This window comes from Streptomyces sp. P9-2B-2 (assembly GCF_030406865.1).
In the GTDB taxonomy this organism is placed as follows: Bacteria; Actinomycetota; Actinomycetes; order Streptomycetales; family Streptomycetaceae; genus Streptomyces; species Streptomyces platensis.
In genome coordinates this window covers 8601304-8615651 of sequence record NZ_CP129126.1, presented here as the reverse complement: position 1 = coordinate 8615651, position 14348 = coordinate 8601304, and the positions used below count along the sequence as shown (strand labels likewise).

10 protein-coding genes are annotated in these 14348 nt (G+C 71.5%); 4 read left to right on the top strand and 6 right to left on the bottom strand.

Annotated features, from left to right (window positions below):
* Nucleotides 1-32: 32 nt before the first annotated feature.
* Together QT196_RS37915 and QT196_RS37910 are read right to left on the bottom strand one after the other, a co-directional pair.
* A complete protein-coding gene (locus QT196_RS37915) occupies nucleotides 33-1424 on the bottom strand; it encodes a VOC family protein (protein WP_290356810.1) in 1392 nt (463 codons plus the stop codon).
* Between the two features lie 29 nt (nucleotides 1425-1453).
* Nucleotides 1454-2629: an FAD-binding oxidoreductase gene (locus QT196_RS37910; RefSeq protein WP_290356559.1), complete on the bottom strand. Its 1176-nt coding sequence runs from the start codon at nucleotides 2627-2629 to the stop codon at nucleotides 1454-1456.
* Between the two features lie 176 nt (nucleotides 2630-2805).
* On the opposite strand from QT196_RS37910, the gene QT196_RS37905 reads away from it, so the two are divergent.
* The gene (locus QT196_RS37905; RefSeq protein WP_290356558.1) at nucleotides 2806-3720 is read left to right on the top strand and encodes a LysR family transcriptional regulator; all 915 of its coding nucleotides are present in this window, start codon (nucleotides 2806-2808) and stop codon (nucleotides 3718-3720) included.
* A 387-nt stretch (nucleotides 3721-4107) separates the two neighbouring features.
* Complete coding sequence (locus QT196_RS37900) at nucleotides 4108-5505, top strand: amino acid permease (protein ID WP_266737040.1); 1398 nt, start codon at nucleotides 4108-4110, stop codon at nucleotides 5503-5505.
* Between the two features lie 79 nt (nucleotides 5506-5584).
* Here QT196_RS37900 and QT196_RS37895 read toward each other — a convergent pair whose 3' ends face one another.
* A complete protein-coding gene (locus QT196_RS37895; protein WP_290356557.1) occupies nucleotides 5585-6499 on the bottom strand; it encodes a LysR substrate-binding domain-containing protein in 915 nt (304 codons plus the stop codon).
* Nucleotides 6500-6654: 155 nt separating this feature from the next.
* Between QT196_RS37895 and QT196_RS37890 the strand changes: the two genes are divergently transcribed.
* Complete coding sequence (locus QT196_RS37890; protein WP_168483202.1) at nucleotides 6655-9639, top strand: FAD-binding and (Fe-S)-binding domain-containing protein; 2985 nt, start codon at nucleotides 6655-6657, stop codon at nucleotides 9637-9639.
* Nucleotides 9632-10780, top strand: a complete 1149-nt coding sequence (locus tag QT196_RS37885) for a Glu/Leu/Phe/Val dehydrogenase (RefSeq protein WP_168483200.1) — start codon at nucleotides 9632-9634, stop codon at nucleotides 10778-10780. The genes QT196_RS37890 and QT196_RS37885 overlap by 8 nt, the downstream gene beginning before the upstream one ends.
* 27 nt (nucleotides 10781-10807) lie before the next feature.
* Here the strand turns inward: QT196_RS37885 and QT196_RS37880 are convergent, their stop codons facing one another.
* The 3 genes from QT196_RS37880 to QT196_RS37870 all read right to left on the bottom strand — a co-directional run bounded on the left by QT196_RS37880 (nucleotide 10808) and on the right by QT196_RS37870 (nucleotide 14171).
* Nucleotides 10808-11107, bottom strand: a complete 300-nt coding sequence (locus QT196_RS37880; protein WP_248001715.1) for a hypothetical protein — start codon at nucleotides 11105-11107, stop codon at nucleotides 10808-10810.
* Between the two features lie 173 nt (nucleotides 11108-11280).
* Entirely contained in the window at nucleotides 11281-12183 is a 903-nt protein-coding gene (locus QT196_RS37875) for an aminoglycoside phosphotransferase family protein (RefSeq protein ID WP_168483196.1), read from the bottom strand.
* Nucleotides 12184-12254: 71 nt separating this feature from the next.
* On the bottom strand, nucleotides 12255-14171 hold the full coding sequence (locus QT196_RS37870; protein WP_290356809.1) for a cellulase family glycosylhydrolase: 1917 nt from the start codon (nucleotides 14169-14171) through the stop codon (nucleotides 12255-12257).
* Nucleotides 14172-14348 lie beyond the last annotated feature (177 nt).

The window sequence follows — 14348 nt, the reverse complement described above, 5'->3', positions numbered from 1 at the left end:
GGGTGGGGAGGGTGGGTGACGGATCGGCCGGGTCAGCCGGGAAGACCGTCCAGGGCGAGTTCTCGGGCGACCTGGGCGAGGGAGCGGTTCTGTTGTTCCTCGTAGAGGTCGAAGGGGTCCAGGACTTCGCGTCCGATGGCGCCGGAGAGCCAGGCGCTGTCGTAGGCGATACCGGTGCGGTCGTTGTTCCTGGCGCCTTCGTCGCTGAGGTTGGACTGGAAGATGCCGGCGGCGGAGCGCGGCAGGAAGTCCTCGTAGACGATCGGTTCGGCCCGGACCCAGCCCTGGTCCAGCAGTGCGTCGAGGCCCGCGGGCGGTCGGCTGCCGTCCGCCGGCCGGCCGGGCACGACGTGATAGGTGAAGTGCGCCAGGCCCTGGGCGGCCAGGCCGTGTTCGCTGTCGGGCAGTTCGGCCGTCCACAGGGCGCGGGCGACATCGGCCCGGTCGGCCTGCGGGTCGCGGGCGGCCAGTTCGTCGACGCGGGCGAGCAGCGCGTCGTAGCGGGCCCGGCCCTGGCGGGTCAGGGCGATCCCACGGGCTTCGACCTCACCGAAGCGCACCCGCAGGGCCCCGCTGATCACCTCACCGTCCGGGGTGCGCATCGCACGCCGCTCGGCCAGGGCACGGAAGGACGTCTGCCGCAGCAGGACATCGGGCCCCTGCCACCGGGGCGGCCCCTGGATGGCGTCGATCATCTCGATACCGCGCTCGGTCATCCGCCGGTAGAGCGCGTCGATGTCGAGGACGCGGGGGGTGAGGTGGTTGATGTGGGTGCTGCGCACGCCGCCGATGTCCGCGGCGACCGCGGAGACCTTCTCCAGGGTTTCGTACCAGGCCTTGTCGACGGGCTCCGGGGACAGTTCGAAGGCCTGGACGGCGAGGTGGAGGAACCGTTCGGCGTCCGTGTCGGACAGCTCTCCGGCGGCCTCCGCGCGGTCGGCCAGCGCCAGCAGCTCCGGAGGGAAAAGCTCGCGGTCGGCGAGGAAGTTCTCCAAGCGGGAGCGCAGTTCGGGGTCGAAGAACCGGGGATCCGCAGGGGTCAGCATGGAGGTGAAAACCCGGAACGGATTCCGGGCCAGTTCCTCACCGTCGACGGGGCGGAAGGCGGTCGAGACGACGGGGATCGCGCTGGCAGCGGCCTCCCGCAGATCGTAGAAGCCGACCGGGTGCATGCCCAGGGCGCCGAAGACCCGGGCAACCTGGGCGAGTTCCTCAGGCGTGCCGACCCGGATGGCGCCATGCCGTTCCGCGGTCACCCGGCCGATCGACCCCAGGCGCTCGGCGTCGGCACCCCGGGCCCGCAGCACCTCCTCATTCACCTCGCGCGAGACATCCACCAGCGTCGTATAGGCGGGCACCTCCCGCCCGTACATGTCGGAGAGCCGCCGGGCGAAGGCGGCGCGCAGTTGCCACTGGCTGAACATCGACAGGTCTGCCTTTCGGTCGGGGGAACTCACACCACGTGTGCTTCGGGGCGGGTTTCGGCACCGGCCGTGAACCGGTCGGCGCTGAGCGGGGTGACGTCCACGAACGGTGTGCGGTCGAGGTGGAGATCGCGCATGATCTCGCCGACCGCGGGGGCCTGGAGGAAGCCATGACCGGAGAACCCGGTGGCGTACAGGAAGTTGGGCAGTGTGCCGGAGCGTCCGATCAGCGCGTTGTGGTCCGGGGTGACCTCGTACAGTCCGGCCCAGCCGTCGTGGGTCTCCATATCCGCGAGGGCGGGGGCCCGGCGCCGTGCGGCGGCGCGGAAGAGCCGGAGCCAGTCCGGTGTCCAGGTGGTGTCGAAGCCGTCGGCCTGGTCGGGGTCGGCGAGGCCGAAGAGCAGTCCGTCGTCGCTGTTGTGGAAGTAGGCCGTGGAGGCGAAGTCGATGGTGAACGGGATGCGCGGGGCGGGCGGTGCGAGCGGCGCCGTGAAGGCGAGCTGGCGGCGCACCGGGCGTACCGGGAGGTGGACGCCCGCCATCGCACCGATCCGGGCGGACCAGGCGCCCGCGGCGCAGATGACCGTGGAGCAGGAGATCCGGCCGTGGTCGGTGTGGACGGCGGTGACCCGGTCGCCGGTGGTGTCGAGGCCGGTGACGGCGGTGTGCGGGGCGAAGACCACCCCCGCCCGCGCGGCGGCACGCGCATAGCCCTGGACCGCCAGTCCGGGCCGGGCATGGCCGTCGGTCGGTGAGTAGGCGGCGGCCACCAGCCCGTCGGTGCTGACGTAGGGACACAGCTGCTGTGCCTCCCGGGGGCCGATCATGCGGCTGGGGACACCGAAGCTGTTCTGGATGTCGACGCCGGTCTCGAAATCCGCGGCCTGCTGCTCGCTGGTGAGCAGGAAGAGGTAGCCGACGCTGTCCAGCCGGATGTCGGCGCCGGGCCGCCGCGGGAAGTCCTGCCAGGCGCGCAGACTCCTGGTGCCCAGGGCGATGTTGAGCGGGTCGGAGAACTGCGCCCGCACACCGCCGATCGGCTTGCCCGAGCTGCCGCTGCCCAGTTCGCCGCGTTCGACGACGACGATGTTGTGGACCCCGGCCTCGGCCAGATGGAAGGCGATGCTGGTGCCGATCACACCGCCGCCGACGATCACCACGTCGGCCGTGGGCGGGACGGTGCGGGAGGTGGATGACTTGGACAAGAGGCCGATCCCTTCCAGAGGCCCGGCCCGGTGCCGGTGGGCGTCCGTCCGGCACGTGGACTGGGCTGTCAATGCATGGCGAGGAGTGCTGATCAGCTAGCTGCCCGTCATCGTGCAGCACCCCAACCGTTGACGTCTACGAACAGTTACTGCGTCTGATCTATTACGATCTCTATATGGACTGGACGAGTGCCCAGCTGCGGTCCCTGGTGGAGTTGACCAGGCGCGGCACGATCACCGCGGCGGCCCAGGCCCTTGGATACACGCCCGGCGGGGTCTCCCAGCAGATCGCCGCGCTGGAGCGGGCCGCGGGCATGGAGCTGCTGCGGCGGGTCGGACGGCGGGTGGAGCTGACCGATGCCGGCCGGACGCTGTCCCGCCACGCGGAACGGATCCTGTCCACGGAGGCGGAAGCCGTCGAGGCCCTGGAGCGCACCCGGCACGAGATCTCCGGCGTCCTCCAGGTGGGGCTGTTCGCCACGGCGGCCGCCGAGCTGCTGCCGCCGGCGCTCCAGGAGGTCCGGCGGGCCCATCCCGCGCTGACGGTGCAGAGCCGCGATATGGATGTGGACGAGGTGTATGACGCCGTGGCGTCCGGCGCGGTGGACCTGGCGCTCGGTCTGGACTACCCGGATGTGCCGATTCCGCGGGAGCCCGCGCTGCGGGTGCGGCGGCTGTACCGCGAGCGGTTCGCGCTGGCGGTACCGGCCGGATCGATGGCGGGCCGCGAGGTGATCGGCCTGGCGGAGACCCAGGAGCTGGGCTGGATCCTGCCGTCGGCGGACAGCTATTACGGGCGTGCGGTGCGCACCGCCTGCCGCCGGGCCGGTGTCGAACCGCGGGTCCTGCACGAGGTGACCGATACCGCGGCCACACTGGCGCTGGTCGAGGCGGGGATCGGGGTGAGCACGGTGACGGATCTGATGCTCGGCCTGCGGGCGTCCCACCTGGACGTGATGCGGCTGCGGGAGCGGATCGAGCGGCACATCGTGGTGCTGTTCCGCTCCTCCGTCGAGCACCGGCCCACGGTGACGGCTCTGGTCGATGTCCTGCGGGCGGTGTCCGGGGAGCGCAGCGAGCCCTCCGGCTAGGCCCGTCCCGCGGATCAGGGCCGGCCCGCACACCCGCACAATGCCCTTGATTCCTGGGCGAGTTGGCATGCCCCGAGGTACAAGGTGCTGCGTACACGAGAGCCCGATGCCCTCACCCTGTGACGCAGCTGCGCCAGTTCTCCTTGCGCTCAGCAACGCAAGTTGTCGCCCTGTGGTCCCTTTCGCCGGGGGACATCGTGAGTGATGGTTTCAGGCCAGTGGTGACCCACGCCACAACGGTGGCCCGTCGTGCTGCCGGTGCCTGACAGGGAGCGATCGATGTCCCCTCATCACACCCCGAAATCCGCACTCCCCCCGTTGCTGGGAAGAGGCCCCAAGGGGGTATTCAGGCGAACCCTCCCCCGTGAACAGCCCACCGGTGCGCGCATGGTGCGCACGCTGGGCCTGACCCAGCTGACGATGATCGGCATCGGCGCCATCATCGGGGCCGGGATCTTCAGTCTGGCCGCGGCCGTCGCCCGGGATGTCGCCGGTCCGGCCGTCCTGATTTCGTTCCTGGTGGCCGGAGCCGCCTCGCTCTGCGCGGCGTTCGCCTACGCCGAGTTCGCCGGCATGGTGCCGAAGGCGGGCTCGTCCTACACCTACTGCGCCGCGGTGCTCGGGGAGATCGTGGGCTGGATCGTCGGCTGGGATCTGCTCCTGGAGTACACCGCGATCGTCGCCGTCGTGGCGATCGGGATGTCGGGCTATCTGGGCTTCCTGCTGGAGGCCGTCGGTATCCATCTGCCGGCCTGGGCCCTGGGGGCTCCCGGCACCGGAGACGGGCACCGGATCGACCTGCTCGCGGTGGCGATCTGCCTCGGTGTGGCCTGGCTGCTGACCCGCGGTACCCGTACCTCGGCCCGGGTGGAGACGGTGCTGACCATCGTCAAGATCGCGATCGTGCTGCTGGTGATCGTGGTGGGCTTCACCAAGGTCGACAGCGGCAATCTCCAGCCGTTCGCACCGTTCGGTCTCGGCGGGGCGTTCACCGGGGCGGCGACGGTCTTCTTCGCGGTCTTCGGTTATGACGCGCTGAGTACGGCCGCGGAGGAGTCGCTGGAGGCCCGGCGCAAGCTGCCGAAGGCGATGATGCTGTCGCTGGCGGTCTCCATGGTGCTGTATGTGCTGGTCTGCGTGGTGCTCACCGGGATGCAGCACTACAGCGAGATCAATCCGAAGAGCGGTATCTCCAGCGCGTTCCAGAGCGTCGGGCTGAACGGACTGGCCAATGTGATCGCCGTCGGCGCGGTCATCGGCATCGTCACCGTGACCTTCTCGTTCATGATGGGCGCCTCCCGGCTGTGGTACGCCCTCAGCCGCGACGGTCTGATGCCCGCCTGGTTCGGCGCCATCCACCCCAAGCGCAAGGTTCCGCACCGCGCCACCTGGCTGATCGGTGGGGTGTCCGCCGTGCTGGCGGGGGTGCTGCCCATCCAGGCCGTCGCCGAACTCACCAATGTCGGTGTGCTGCTGGCGTTCGTGGTGGTGTCCGCCTCCGTGTTGCTGCTGCGCTACAAGAAGCCGCACCTCAAGCGGGGTTTCCGGTGTCCGGGCATGCCGGTGGTGCCCGTCCTCGGCATCATCTCCTCCGTCTGGCTGATGTCGTTCCTCCAGTGGGAGACCTGGGTGCGGCTCGGCTGCTGGCTGGTCGTCGGCCTGGTCATCTACGCCGCGTACGGCTACCGGCACACCCGCCAGGTCATGCCGGGCGGCTCGGTGGATCTCGACACCCTGGACGAGATGTCCGAATCCGACGAGGCCGATCCCACGCCCGTCCCGTGACGGGCGGTCGGCCGCCCCTGCCGGCGCTCCGTCCCTCCCTCCTCCCCGGGAGGGACGGAGCCCGCCTCCGCCGTAACCGTCAGGCGTCCTCCGCGGAATGCAGATACGGCTCACCGGACGGCACCGCGCGGCGCAGACAGCTGAGCACGGCGGGGAGCAGCGGATTGCTGTTCTCGCTGCGGTGCAGCGCCATCACCTGACGGTGCGCGGAGCGCTGGGTGAGCCGGGTGGCTTCGACCTCGTCGCTGGGCAGGTGCCCGAGTGCCGGGACCACCGCCACGCCGAGGCCGGCCGAGACCAGCTCCCGCACCACGGCGTAGTTGTTGCTGCGGAAGGCGACGGCGGCCTCGAAGCCCGCGGCCGCGCACAGCCGGACGAAGGAGCGGGCCCCGGCGGTGTCCTCCCGGCTGGTGATCCAGCGGGCCCGGGACAGCTGGGGCAGCTGTGCGCTCAGGCCGCTGCCGCGGGGCCTGAGCAGGATGAGGTCCTCCCGCAGCAGATGATGGCGGGTCAGGCCGGCGGGCCACTGGCGGGGGCTGAGGCCGTACTCGTAGACCAGCGCGACGTCCAGATCCCCCTGGCTGAGGGCGGTGAGGAGTTCGTCGGGTTCGGCCTCCTCCAGCTGGATTTGGGCGCGCGGATGGGTCTCGACGAGGGCGGACAGCGCCGAGGGCACCAGCCGGACATCGGCCGTGGGAAAGCTGCCCAGCCTCAGTCGACCGGTGGCGCCGGTGGCGAGTTCCTGTACCTGGTGGTCCAGATCGTCCATGGCGGCCAGCACATGGGTACTGAGATCGACCAGCCGGTGGGCGGCGGCGGTGGGGCGGATCCCGTGCGCCTCCCGCTCGAACAGCACCAGCCCGGTCTCCTTCTCCAGGGCGGAGATCTGCTGCGAGATGGCGGACGCGGTGTAGCCGAGGTCGCGGGCCGCGAGTGCGAACGACTCGCTGCGGACGACGGCCTTCAGCGTGAGCAGATGCAGTGGCTTCAGCAAGGCGGGCTCCCGGGGACGCGGTGGCCGAGCATAAGCATTCATTGCCCTCAAGCGTCAAGAGTTTCGTCCTGCTGGGCCTTGTCCCGGCCCTCTCCGGCCCACATCGTGGTCCCACCAGGCCGATCGTGACCGGTGAGCACAAAGGAGCAAGCACGGTGACCACAACAGCGCAGGGCCCCGGCAGCCTCGACGCGGCAGCCGTGGCCGAGGCCCTCGGCGCGGGGGGCTGCGGCGAGGTCGCCGGCGACGCCGGCCGCCGGGCACAGTATGCGTCCGATGCCTCCAACTACCGGCAGATCCCGCTGGCCGTCGTCTTCCCCGGCGAGCGGCGGCACATCCGGAACACGCTCGCCGTCTGCCGACGGCTGGGCGTGCCGGTCACCGCACGCGGAGCGGGCACCAGCACCTCCGGGCAGGCCGTCGGGCCGGGCGTGGTGCTCGACTTCTCCCGGTACTTCCACCGGCTGCTCGCGCTGGACCCGGAGGCCCGGACCGCGACCGTCGAGCCCGGCATCGTGCTGGACGATCTCCAGCGGGCCGCCGCCCCGCACGGCCTGCTGTTCGGCGCCGATCCGTCCACCCACAGCCGCTGCACGCTCGGCGGCATGATCGGCAACAATGCGTGCGGATCGCACTCCCTGGCCTGGGGCCGCACCGCGGACAACATCGTGGAACTCGAAGTGATCACCTACCGCGGTACGGTGGTGCGGCTCGGCGAGATGACCGCGGAGGAGATCGACGAGGCCATCGCCGCGGGCGACGACCGCGGCGAGCTGATCGCGTCCCTGCACCGTCTCGCCCAGCGCAATCTGGCGACGCTGCGCACCGAACTGGGGCGGTTCCCACGGCAGGTGTCGGGCTACGCACTGGAACAGCTGCTGCCCGAGCGGCGCTTCAACCTGGCCCGCGCGCTGGTCGGCAGCGAGGGCACCCTGGCCGTCATCCTCTCGGCGACCGTCCGTCTCCTCTCCCCGCCCCCCGCGCGGGCCCTGGTCGTCCTCGGGTTCTCGGACGCCTGTGCCGCGGCCGACGCGGTTCCCGCACTGCTGGCGCATCAGCCGCTGGCACTGGAAGGGCTCGACCACGCGCTGACCGACATCGTCACCCGGCCCACGACCCGGGCCGCCATCGACACCCTGCCGGCCGCACGGGCCTGGCTGTTCGCCGAACTCGGCGGGACCGCGGACGCGTTGCCCGGGCAGGCCGAGGCGCTGGCCGAGACCGCGCGCCGAGCCGCCGGATCCACCGGCAGCGAGATCATCACCGACCCGGTGCGCGCCCGCACGCTGTGGCGGATCCGGGAGGACGGTGCGGGGCTGGCCACCCGGCTGCCTGGGGGCACCTCCCAGCCCTCCAGGGCTGGGGGAGGGTCCGAAGCCTGGCCCGGTTGGGAGGACGCGGCCGTCCCGCCCGGCCAACTGGGCTCCTATCTCCGCAAGTTCACCGAGCTGCTGGATCACCACGGGCTCCAGGGCGCCGTCTACGGGCACTTCGGCGAAGGCTGTCTGCACGTCCGGATCAACTTCGACTTCGGCACCGAGCAGGGCACCGCCGTCTTCCGCGCCTTCGTCACCGACGCCGCCCGGCTGATCGCCGACCACGGTGGTTCGCTGTCCGGTGAGCACGGCGACGGGCAGGCCCGCTCCGAGCTGCTGCCGCTGATGTACGGCCCCGACGTCATCGCGCTGTTCGAGGAGTTCAAGAGCATCTGGGACCCCGACAACGGCCTCAACCCCGGCATGATCGTCCGGCCGCTGCCGGTCGACGGGAATCTGCGCGTCAGCCCGCACCGCACTCCGCTGCCCCTGGCCACCGTCTTCCCCTTCCACGCCGACGACGGGGACTTCGCCAAGGCCACCCGCCGCTGTGTCGGCGTCGGCAAATGCCGCTCCGCCGACCACCGCGGCGATGTCATGTGCCCCAGCTACCGGGTCACCCGGGACGAGAAGGACTCCACCCGCGGCCGCGCCCGTCTGCTGTACGAGATGACACAGGGCGAAGTGATCACCGACGGCTGGCGTTCCACCGAGGTCCGCGACGCCCTCGATCTGTGTCTGTCCTGCAAGGGGTGCAGCGCCGACTGCCCCGTCGGAGTGGACATGGCCACCTACAAGTCGGAGTTCCTGCACCACCACTACAAGGGACGGCTCCGGCCCGTCTCGCACTACACCATGGGCTGGCTGCCGCTGCTGTCGCGGCTGGCCGCCCGGGTCCCCGGGCTGGTCAACGCACTCACCTCCTCCCGGCTGGCCCCGGCGCTCAAACGGCTCGGCGGGATCGCCGCCCAGCGGGAACTCCCCCGCTTCGCCGGGCAGACCTTCCTGGCCTGGTTCCGCGGCCGTACGCCCCGGGGTGACGGCCGGCGCGGCCCGGTCGTGCTGTGGGTCGACTCCTTCAACAACCACTTCAGCCCCGAGGTCCTCCAGGCCGGGGTGGCCGTGCTGGAAGACGCCGGGTTCCGGGTGCAGGTCCCGGACGGCACACAGTGCTGCGGACTCACCTGGATCACCACCGGACAGCTCGGCACCGCCCGCCGCATCGCCCGGCGCACCACCGCCGCGCTGGCCCCCGCCGTCGCCGCCGGCCTCCCCGTCGTCGGACTGGAGCCGAGCTGTACGGCAGCCCTCAAGACCGATCTCCCCGAACTCCTCGACGGCGACGAGGACGCCCGCGCCCTCTCCCGTGCCACGCTCACCCTCGCCGAACTCCTCGTCCACCACGCCCCCGACTGGCAGCCCCCGCTGATCGAGGCCCGCTCGATCAGCCAGACCCACTGCCACCAGCACGCCACCTCCGGCTTCAGCGCCGACAGCGCGCTGCTGAACCGTCTGGGCATCGACAACACCGCACTCGATTCCGGCTGCTGCGGCCTCGCCGGCAACTTCGGCTTCGAACGCGATCACTACGACGTCTCCGTCGCCGCGGGCGAACAGGTCCTGCTCCCCGCGGTGCGCTCGGCCCCGGCCGACACCCGGATCCTGGCCGACGGCTTCAGCTGCCGCACCCAGATCGCTCAGCAGACCGCGCGCCGCGGCACCCACCTCGCCCAGCTCATCGCCCAGGCCCTGCGCCCGGCCGGCACCTCCGCCTGTTCCAGCCTTCCTTCGCTTCCTACCGACAAGGAACACTCCCGTGACTGATGCACTCTCTCTCGTCGACGAGTGGGGCCCGGAGAAAATCGTCGTCGTCTCGCACCGGCGCACCGGCATGAAGGGCGTCCTGGTGATCGACAACACCGCCCGCGGAATCGGCAAGGGCGGCACGCGGATGAGCCCCGGTGTGACCGTGAAAGAGGTCTCCCGGCTGGCCCGTGTCATGACGTGGAAGTGGGCCGCTGTCGACCTCTTCTACGGCGGCGCCAAGGCCGGCATCGTCGCCGACCCGGCGTCCCGCGACAAGGAGGCGGTGCTGCGGGCCTTCGCCCGTGCGCTGTCCAACGAGGTGCCCCGCGAGTATGTGATGGGGCTCGACATGGGCCTGACCGAGAGCGATGCCGCCATCATCCAGGACGAGCTGGGCGACCGGGGTGCCGCCGTCGGCACCCCCGAGCATCTCGGCGGGGTGGCCTACGACAAGCTCGGCGTCACCGGCTACGGGGTGGCGGAGGCGGCCGACGCCGCGGCGCAGCACCAGGGCCTGCCGCTGGCCGGTTCCCGGGTCGCCCTTCAGGGCTTCGGTGCGGTCGGCAGCGCGGCCGCCACGCGGTTCGCGGAGCTGGGGGCCACCATCGTGGCGGTGTCCACTGCCCACGGGGTGCGGTACGACCCCAGCGGTCTCGACGTGGCGGCGCTGCTGGCGGCGCGCGAGGAGCACGGCGACCACTTCGTCACCCGTCACCCGGCCGGTACCGCACTCCCCTCCGGCGCCGAACTCACCGTGGACTGCGACATCCTGGTGCCCGCCGCGCTCCAGGACGTGATCAACCGCGGCACCGCGCACGAGATCAAGGCGAAGCTCGTCGTGGAGGGCGCGAACCTGCCGACCTCGGCGGAGGCCCGGAGCATTCTCGCCGAGCGGGGTGTCACCGTGCTGCCCGACTTCGTGGCCAACGCCGGCGGTGTGGTCGCGGCCGCCTTCGCGATGGATGCCCGCTACTCCGGATTCCGGCCCGGCACAGCGAGCATCTTCGAGTCGGTCTCGGCCAGGCTGCGGGCCAACACGGTGACGGTCCTGGACGAGGCCAAGCAGCAGGACATCACCCCGCATGCCGCCGGCCGCCGCCTCGCCGAGGACCGGGTCCGCACGGCAATGCGGAGCAAGGGCCGTCTCCCGCGCCACTGAGTGCCGCGGGCCCGCGGGCGCCGGGTGTCAGGCCGGACACGCCTCATGGGTCTTGACGACGGTGAGCGTGGCATGGCGGCCCTGGAGGGGTGCGGCTGCCTCCGGGCTCTGCGAGCAGACCTTCCAGCTCGCCGGCCACAGCACATGGCGGCCCGCGCCGCGCCCGTCCCGGAGCTGGACAGAGGTGTCGAAGTTCAGGGCCCGGTAGGCGGCGACCAGGCCCTGGCCTGCCACCTGCGGCATCCGCTCGGGGCCGTCGGCCTGCGCGGGAGCGGCCGGGACCAGGCAGGACAGGACAAGGAACGAGGTGGTGAGGATGCGTTTCATCACCTGAGAACGATCATTCCGGGCATCGGTCACCTCCGGTTCCCCCACCGGCCGCACACGCCCGAGCGAAGGCCGTGCGGCCGGGCCCGGCGGACCGCACGCCCGTCGGTGGTCCGGGGTCGGACGGCGATCCGGGGGCAGACGACGATCCGGGGTCAGAGCACGATCCGGGGTCAGACTGCGGCCTGCGCATGCTCGGTGCGGACTTCCTCGATGACCTGCCGGGCGATCGCCGCCATCACCGGGTTGGTGTCGCGGTAGTAGCGGAGTTCGCTGAGCGCGATCGAGAGCGCCCAGCCGCGGCCGCGGGCCCAGGTGGCGTCATCGGTTCCCAGGGCTTTACGGAAGACGTCGCGTGTGTCGGCGGGCAGCAGGTACCACGCCACGATCAGGTCGACGGCGGGATCGCCGAGGCCGAGGCAGCCGAAGTCGATGACGGCGGCGAGCCGTCCACGGACCGTCAGCAGATTTCCTGGTTGCAGGTCCGCGTGGATCCAGACCGCCGGGCCGGGCCAGGCGGGCGCCTGGAGGGCCGTCTCCCAGGTGGCGATCGCCGCGTCGGTGTCGACGACGCCGGACAGCTCCGCCACCGCGGCGCGGGTCGCCGCGTCCCGGGCCGCCAGGGATTCGCTGCGGTAGGACGGCGGCCCGTCCGCGGGGTCGATCCGGTGCAGCGCGGTGATGAACTCCGCCAGATCCGCCGCGAGCGCGTGGGGTGCGGCGAGGCGGCCGACGGCCGGTGTCTCCCCGTCGAGCCAGCGGTAGACGGACCACTGCCACGGGTAGCCCTCGGCGGGTGTGCCCTTGCCCAGCGGTCCCGGTACGGGAACCGGGAGCGAGGGGGCCAGCCAGGGCAGCCAGCGGTGCTCCTTCGCCACGTCGTGGGCGGCCCCCTCGATGCGCGGGAGCCGTACGACCAGGTCGTCGCCGAGCCGGAACATGGCGTTGGAGGTGCCCGCGGAGTCGACCGCCGTGACGGGCAGGTCCGCCCACCGGGGGAACTGCGCAGCGATCAAACGGCGCACGAGGGGGACGTCGATATCCGCCTCCTCGGTGTGCATCTTCCGCGCGCACATGGGCGACCTCCGGATCGGAACGGTGTTGTGGACAGCGTCCCTTGATACCTCAGCCAGTCCTCCGGGGCGACTCAGTTTCCTCCGGTCAGGGGGCGGCAGAGCAGGGCGTCGGGGCGGCCCAGGTGGCCGATGCGGTGGGTGTAGGCGATGCCTGCCGCATAGGAGCCGGAGGGGCACTGTCCCTTGTAGTGGCCGTGCGCGAAGTCGCCACCGGGGTCACCGGGCGGACGGTTGTCGCCGCGGTCGAACCAGAGGGTGCTGCCGCCCGTGCCGAGAGCGGTGCGGGCCGGTGTGCACAACGCGGCGGAGACCTTCTCGCCCCGCAGGCTGTAGCCGGTGAGGAACTGGCCGTCGGGACACTGGAGTTTGCTGTAGCCGGCCGCCCAGTCCCCACCGGCGGGGACATAGCGCTCGTCCCGCACCACGGTGGGGACGCTGCCGGGTGTGTGCAGCGGGCGGGCCGTGGGGGCGTCGGTGCACAGCCCGCGGCCTCGGGTGTGGCTGAGGCCGATGAGCCGTTCGCCGTCGGGGCAGGCCGCTTTGCGGGCGCCGCTGTCCCAGTCGCCCAGGGAGCGGGCACTCAGGGACTGGACGAAGTCACGGTGGTCGGTGGTGAGCAGGTGCCAGGCAGGGGTCGGTGGCACCGGTCCCGTCTTTTGCGGCGCGGTCATCAGCCGGTGCCATGCGGCCGCCCGCCAGTCGTCGCCGTCGAGGATTCCGCTGCGGCGCCCGGCGCTGTCGTACCGCAGCATGGCCCAGTTGTCCCCGGCCGGGCGGCCCTGGCCGTCGGTGCTCCAGCCGACGAGCGGCCAGTAGGCGAAGTCCGTGTCGGTGTCGGCGAGATAGTCCGTGAAGTTGCCGAACCAGGCGCGGGCGGCCTGACCCGATTCCTCGGAGCCGACGCCGAATTCGCTGATCCACAGGGGCGCGGTGAAATGCTGACCGCTCTCCTCGGAGACATAGAACGCCTGGTCGTGCAGTACGGCGCGGAGCTGGTCGCGGGTCAGGTCCTGGTAGCGGGAGTCGCTGGTCTCCCCCACCCCTGTGGCGCCGCTGTGGTGCGGGCCCGTGTAGCCGTAGAAGTGGGCCGAGTAGACGAGCTTTCCGGAGGTGACGAGGGTGTGCGAGAGCGTACGGACCGGGGCGAGGGTGGGGCGGCCGTGCGGCAGACCGTCCACCGGTATGCCGGTCCAGTTGATGCCCTCGATGACGATGAGGAGCCGGGGGTTGGCCTCGGTGAGGATCCGGTCGGCCGCCTCCTGCGCGGCGGCCTGCCAGTCGTGGCCGTCGCCCAGGCCCCAGTTGGGGTCGTCCAGGACGTCACGGCGCACCTCGTTGTAGAGGTCCGCCCCCACCACGCGGCTGTTGTGCTGGTAGCGGCGGGCCATGAAGACCCAGTCATCGGCCCATTGCCGGGTGGACTGGCGGCTGTTCCACCGCTCGTTGCCATCGAGCCCGCAGCACCAGCGGGTGGTGTTGGTGTGGTTGTTGAGGATGACCGCGAAGCCGCCCGCGGTCAGCGCCTCGACCACGGCGTCAAAGACGCGCAGGGGTGTTTTGCCGCGCAGTTGCGGGTTGGCGGCGACCGCGGCATCCGGCACGGGGGCCGTGGCACGGAGCATCTCGTTGGAGAACGGCAGCCGGATGCTGTTCAGGCCCAGCGCCCGGAAGTCGGCCAGCAGCTCGGCGATCCCCACCCGGTCGAGGCCGAGCGGAACGCCGTGCGAATTCTGGCCGCTGTGGTGGGCCGCCGGGTCGTTGATGTCGCCCGAACCGTTCCAGGAGCCCTGTGCCCCGTCCCAGTTGGCGGACTTCAGCCGGAAGCGCCGGCCGTCGGCGTCGACGATATAGCGGCCTCGGGTGGAGAGCGGAGCGGTCCACGTCTCGGCGGCCTTCCCGGCGGCTGACGGTCCGGACGCGGACGCAGCCGGCACGGCCGGGGCCGCGGCCGCCCCGGGGACGGCGAGCCCCGTCAGTACGAGGCACATCGCCAGGGCACGGCACACGGAACGTATGAGCGGCTGCACGTCATCGCCTGTTTCGTCGGGTGTGCTCGCCGGCTTCGTCCGACAAGCGGCCGCTCGGCAGGGGCAGCGCCGACGGCCAGGGACAAGTTACCGACGAGTGGCTGAGGTGGCCATACCCGTGGGAGGCGGATCGAGCCG

Excerpts from the sequence above, each read along its gene's own strand:
- QT196_RS37870 (WP_290356809.1), bottom strand. The coding sequence starts at position 14,171 with ATGTGCCTCGTACTGACGGGGCTCGCCGTCCCCGGGGCGGCCGCGGCC.
- QT196_RS37875 (WP_168483196.1), bottom strand. The coding sequence starts at position 12,183 with ATGTGCGCGCGGAAGATGCACACCGAGGAGGCGGATATCGACGTCCCC.
- QT196_RS37900 (WP_266737040.1), top strand. The coding sequence starts at position 4,108 with ATGGTGCGCACGCTGGGCCTGACCCAGCTGACGATGATCGGCATCGGC.
- QT196_RS37905 (WP_290356558.1), top strand. The coding sequence starts at position 2,806 with ATGGACTGGACGAGTGCCCAGCTGCGGTCCCTGGTGGAGTTGACCAGG.
- QT196_RS37880 (WP_248001715.1), bottom strand. The coding sequence starts at position 11,107 with ATGAAACGCATCCTCACCACCTCGTTCCTTGTCCTGTCCTGCCTGGTC.
- QT196_RS37915 (WP_290356810.1), bottom strand. The coding sequence starts at position 1,424 with ATGTTCAGCCAGTGGCAACTGCGCGCCGCCTTCGCCCGGCGGCTCTCC.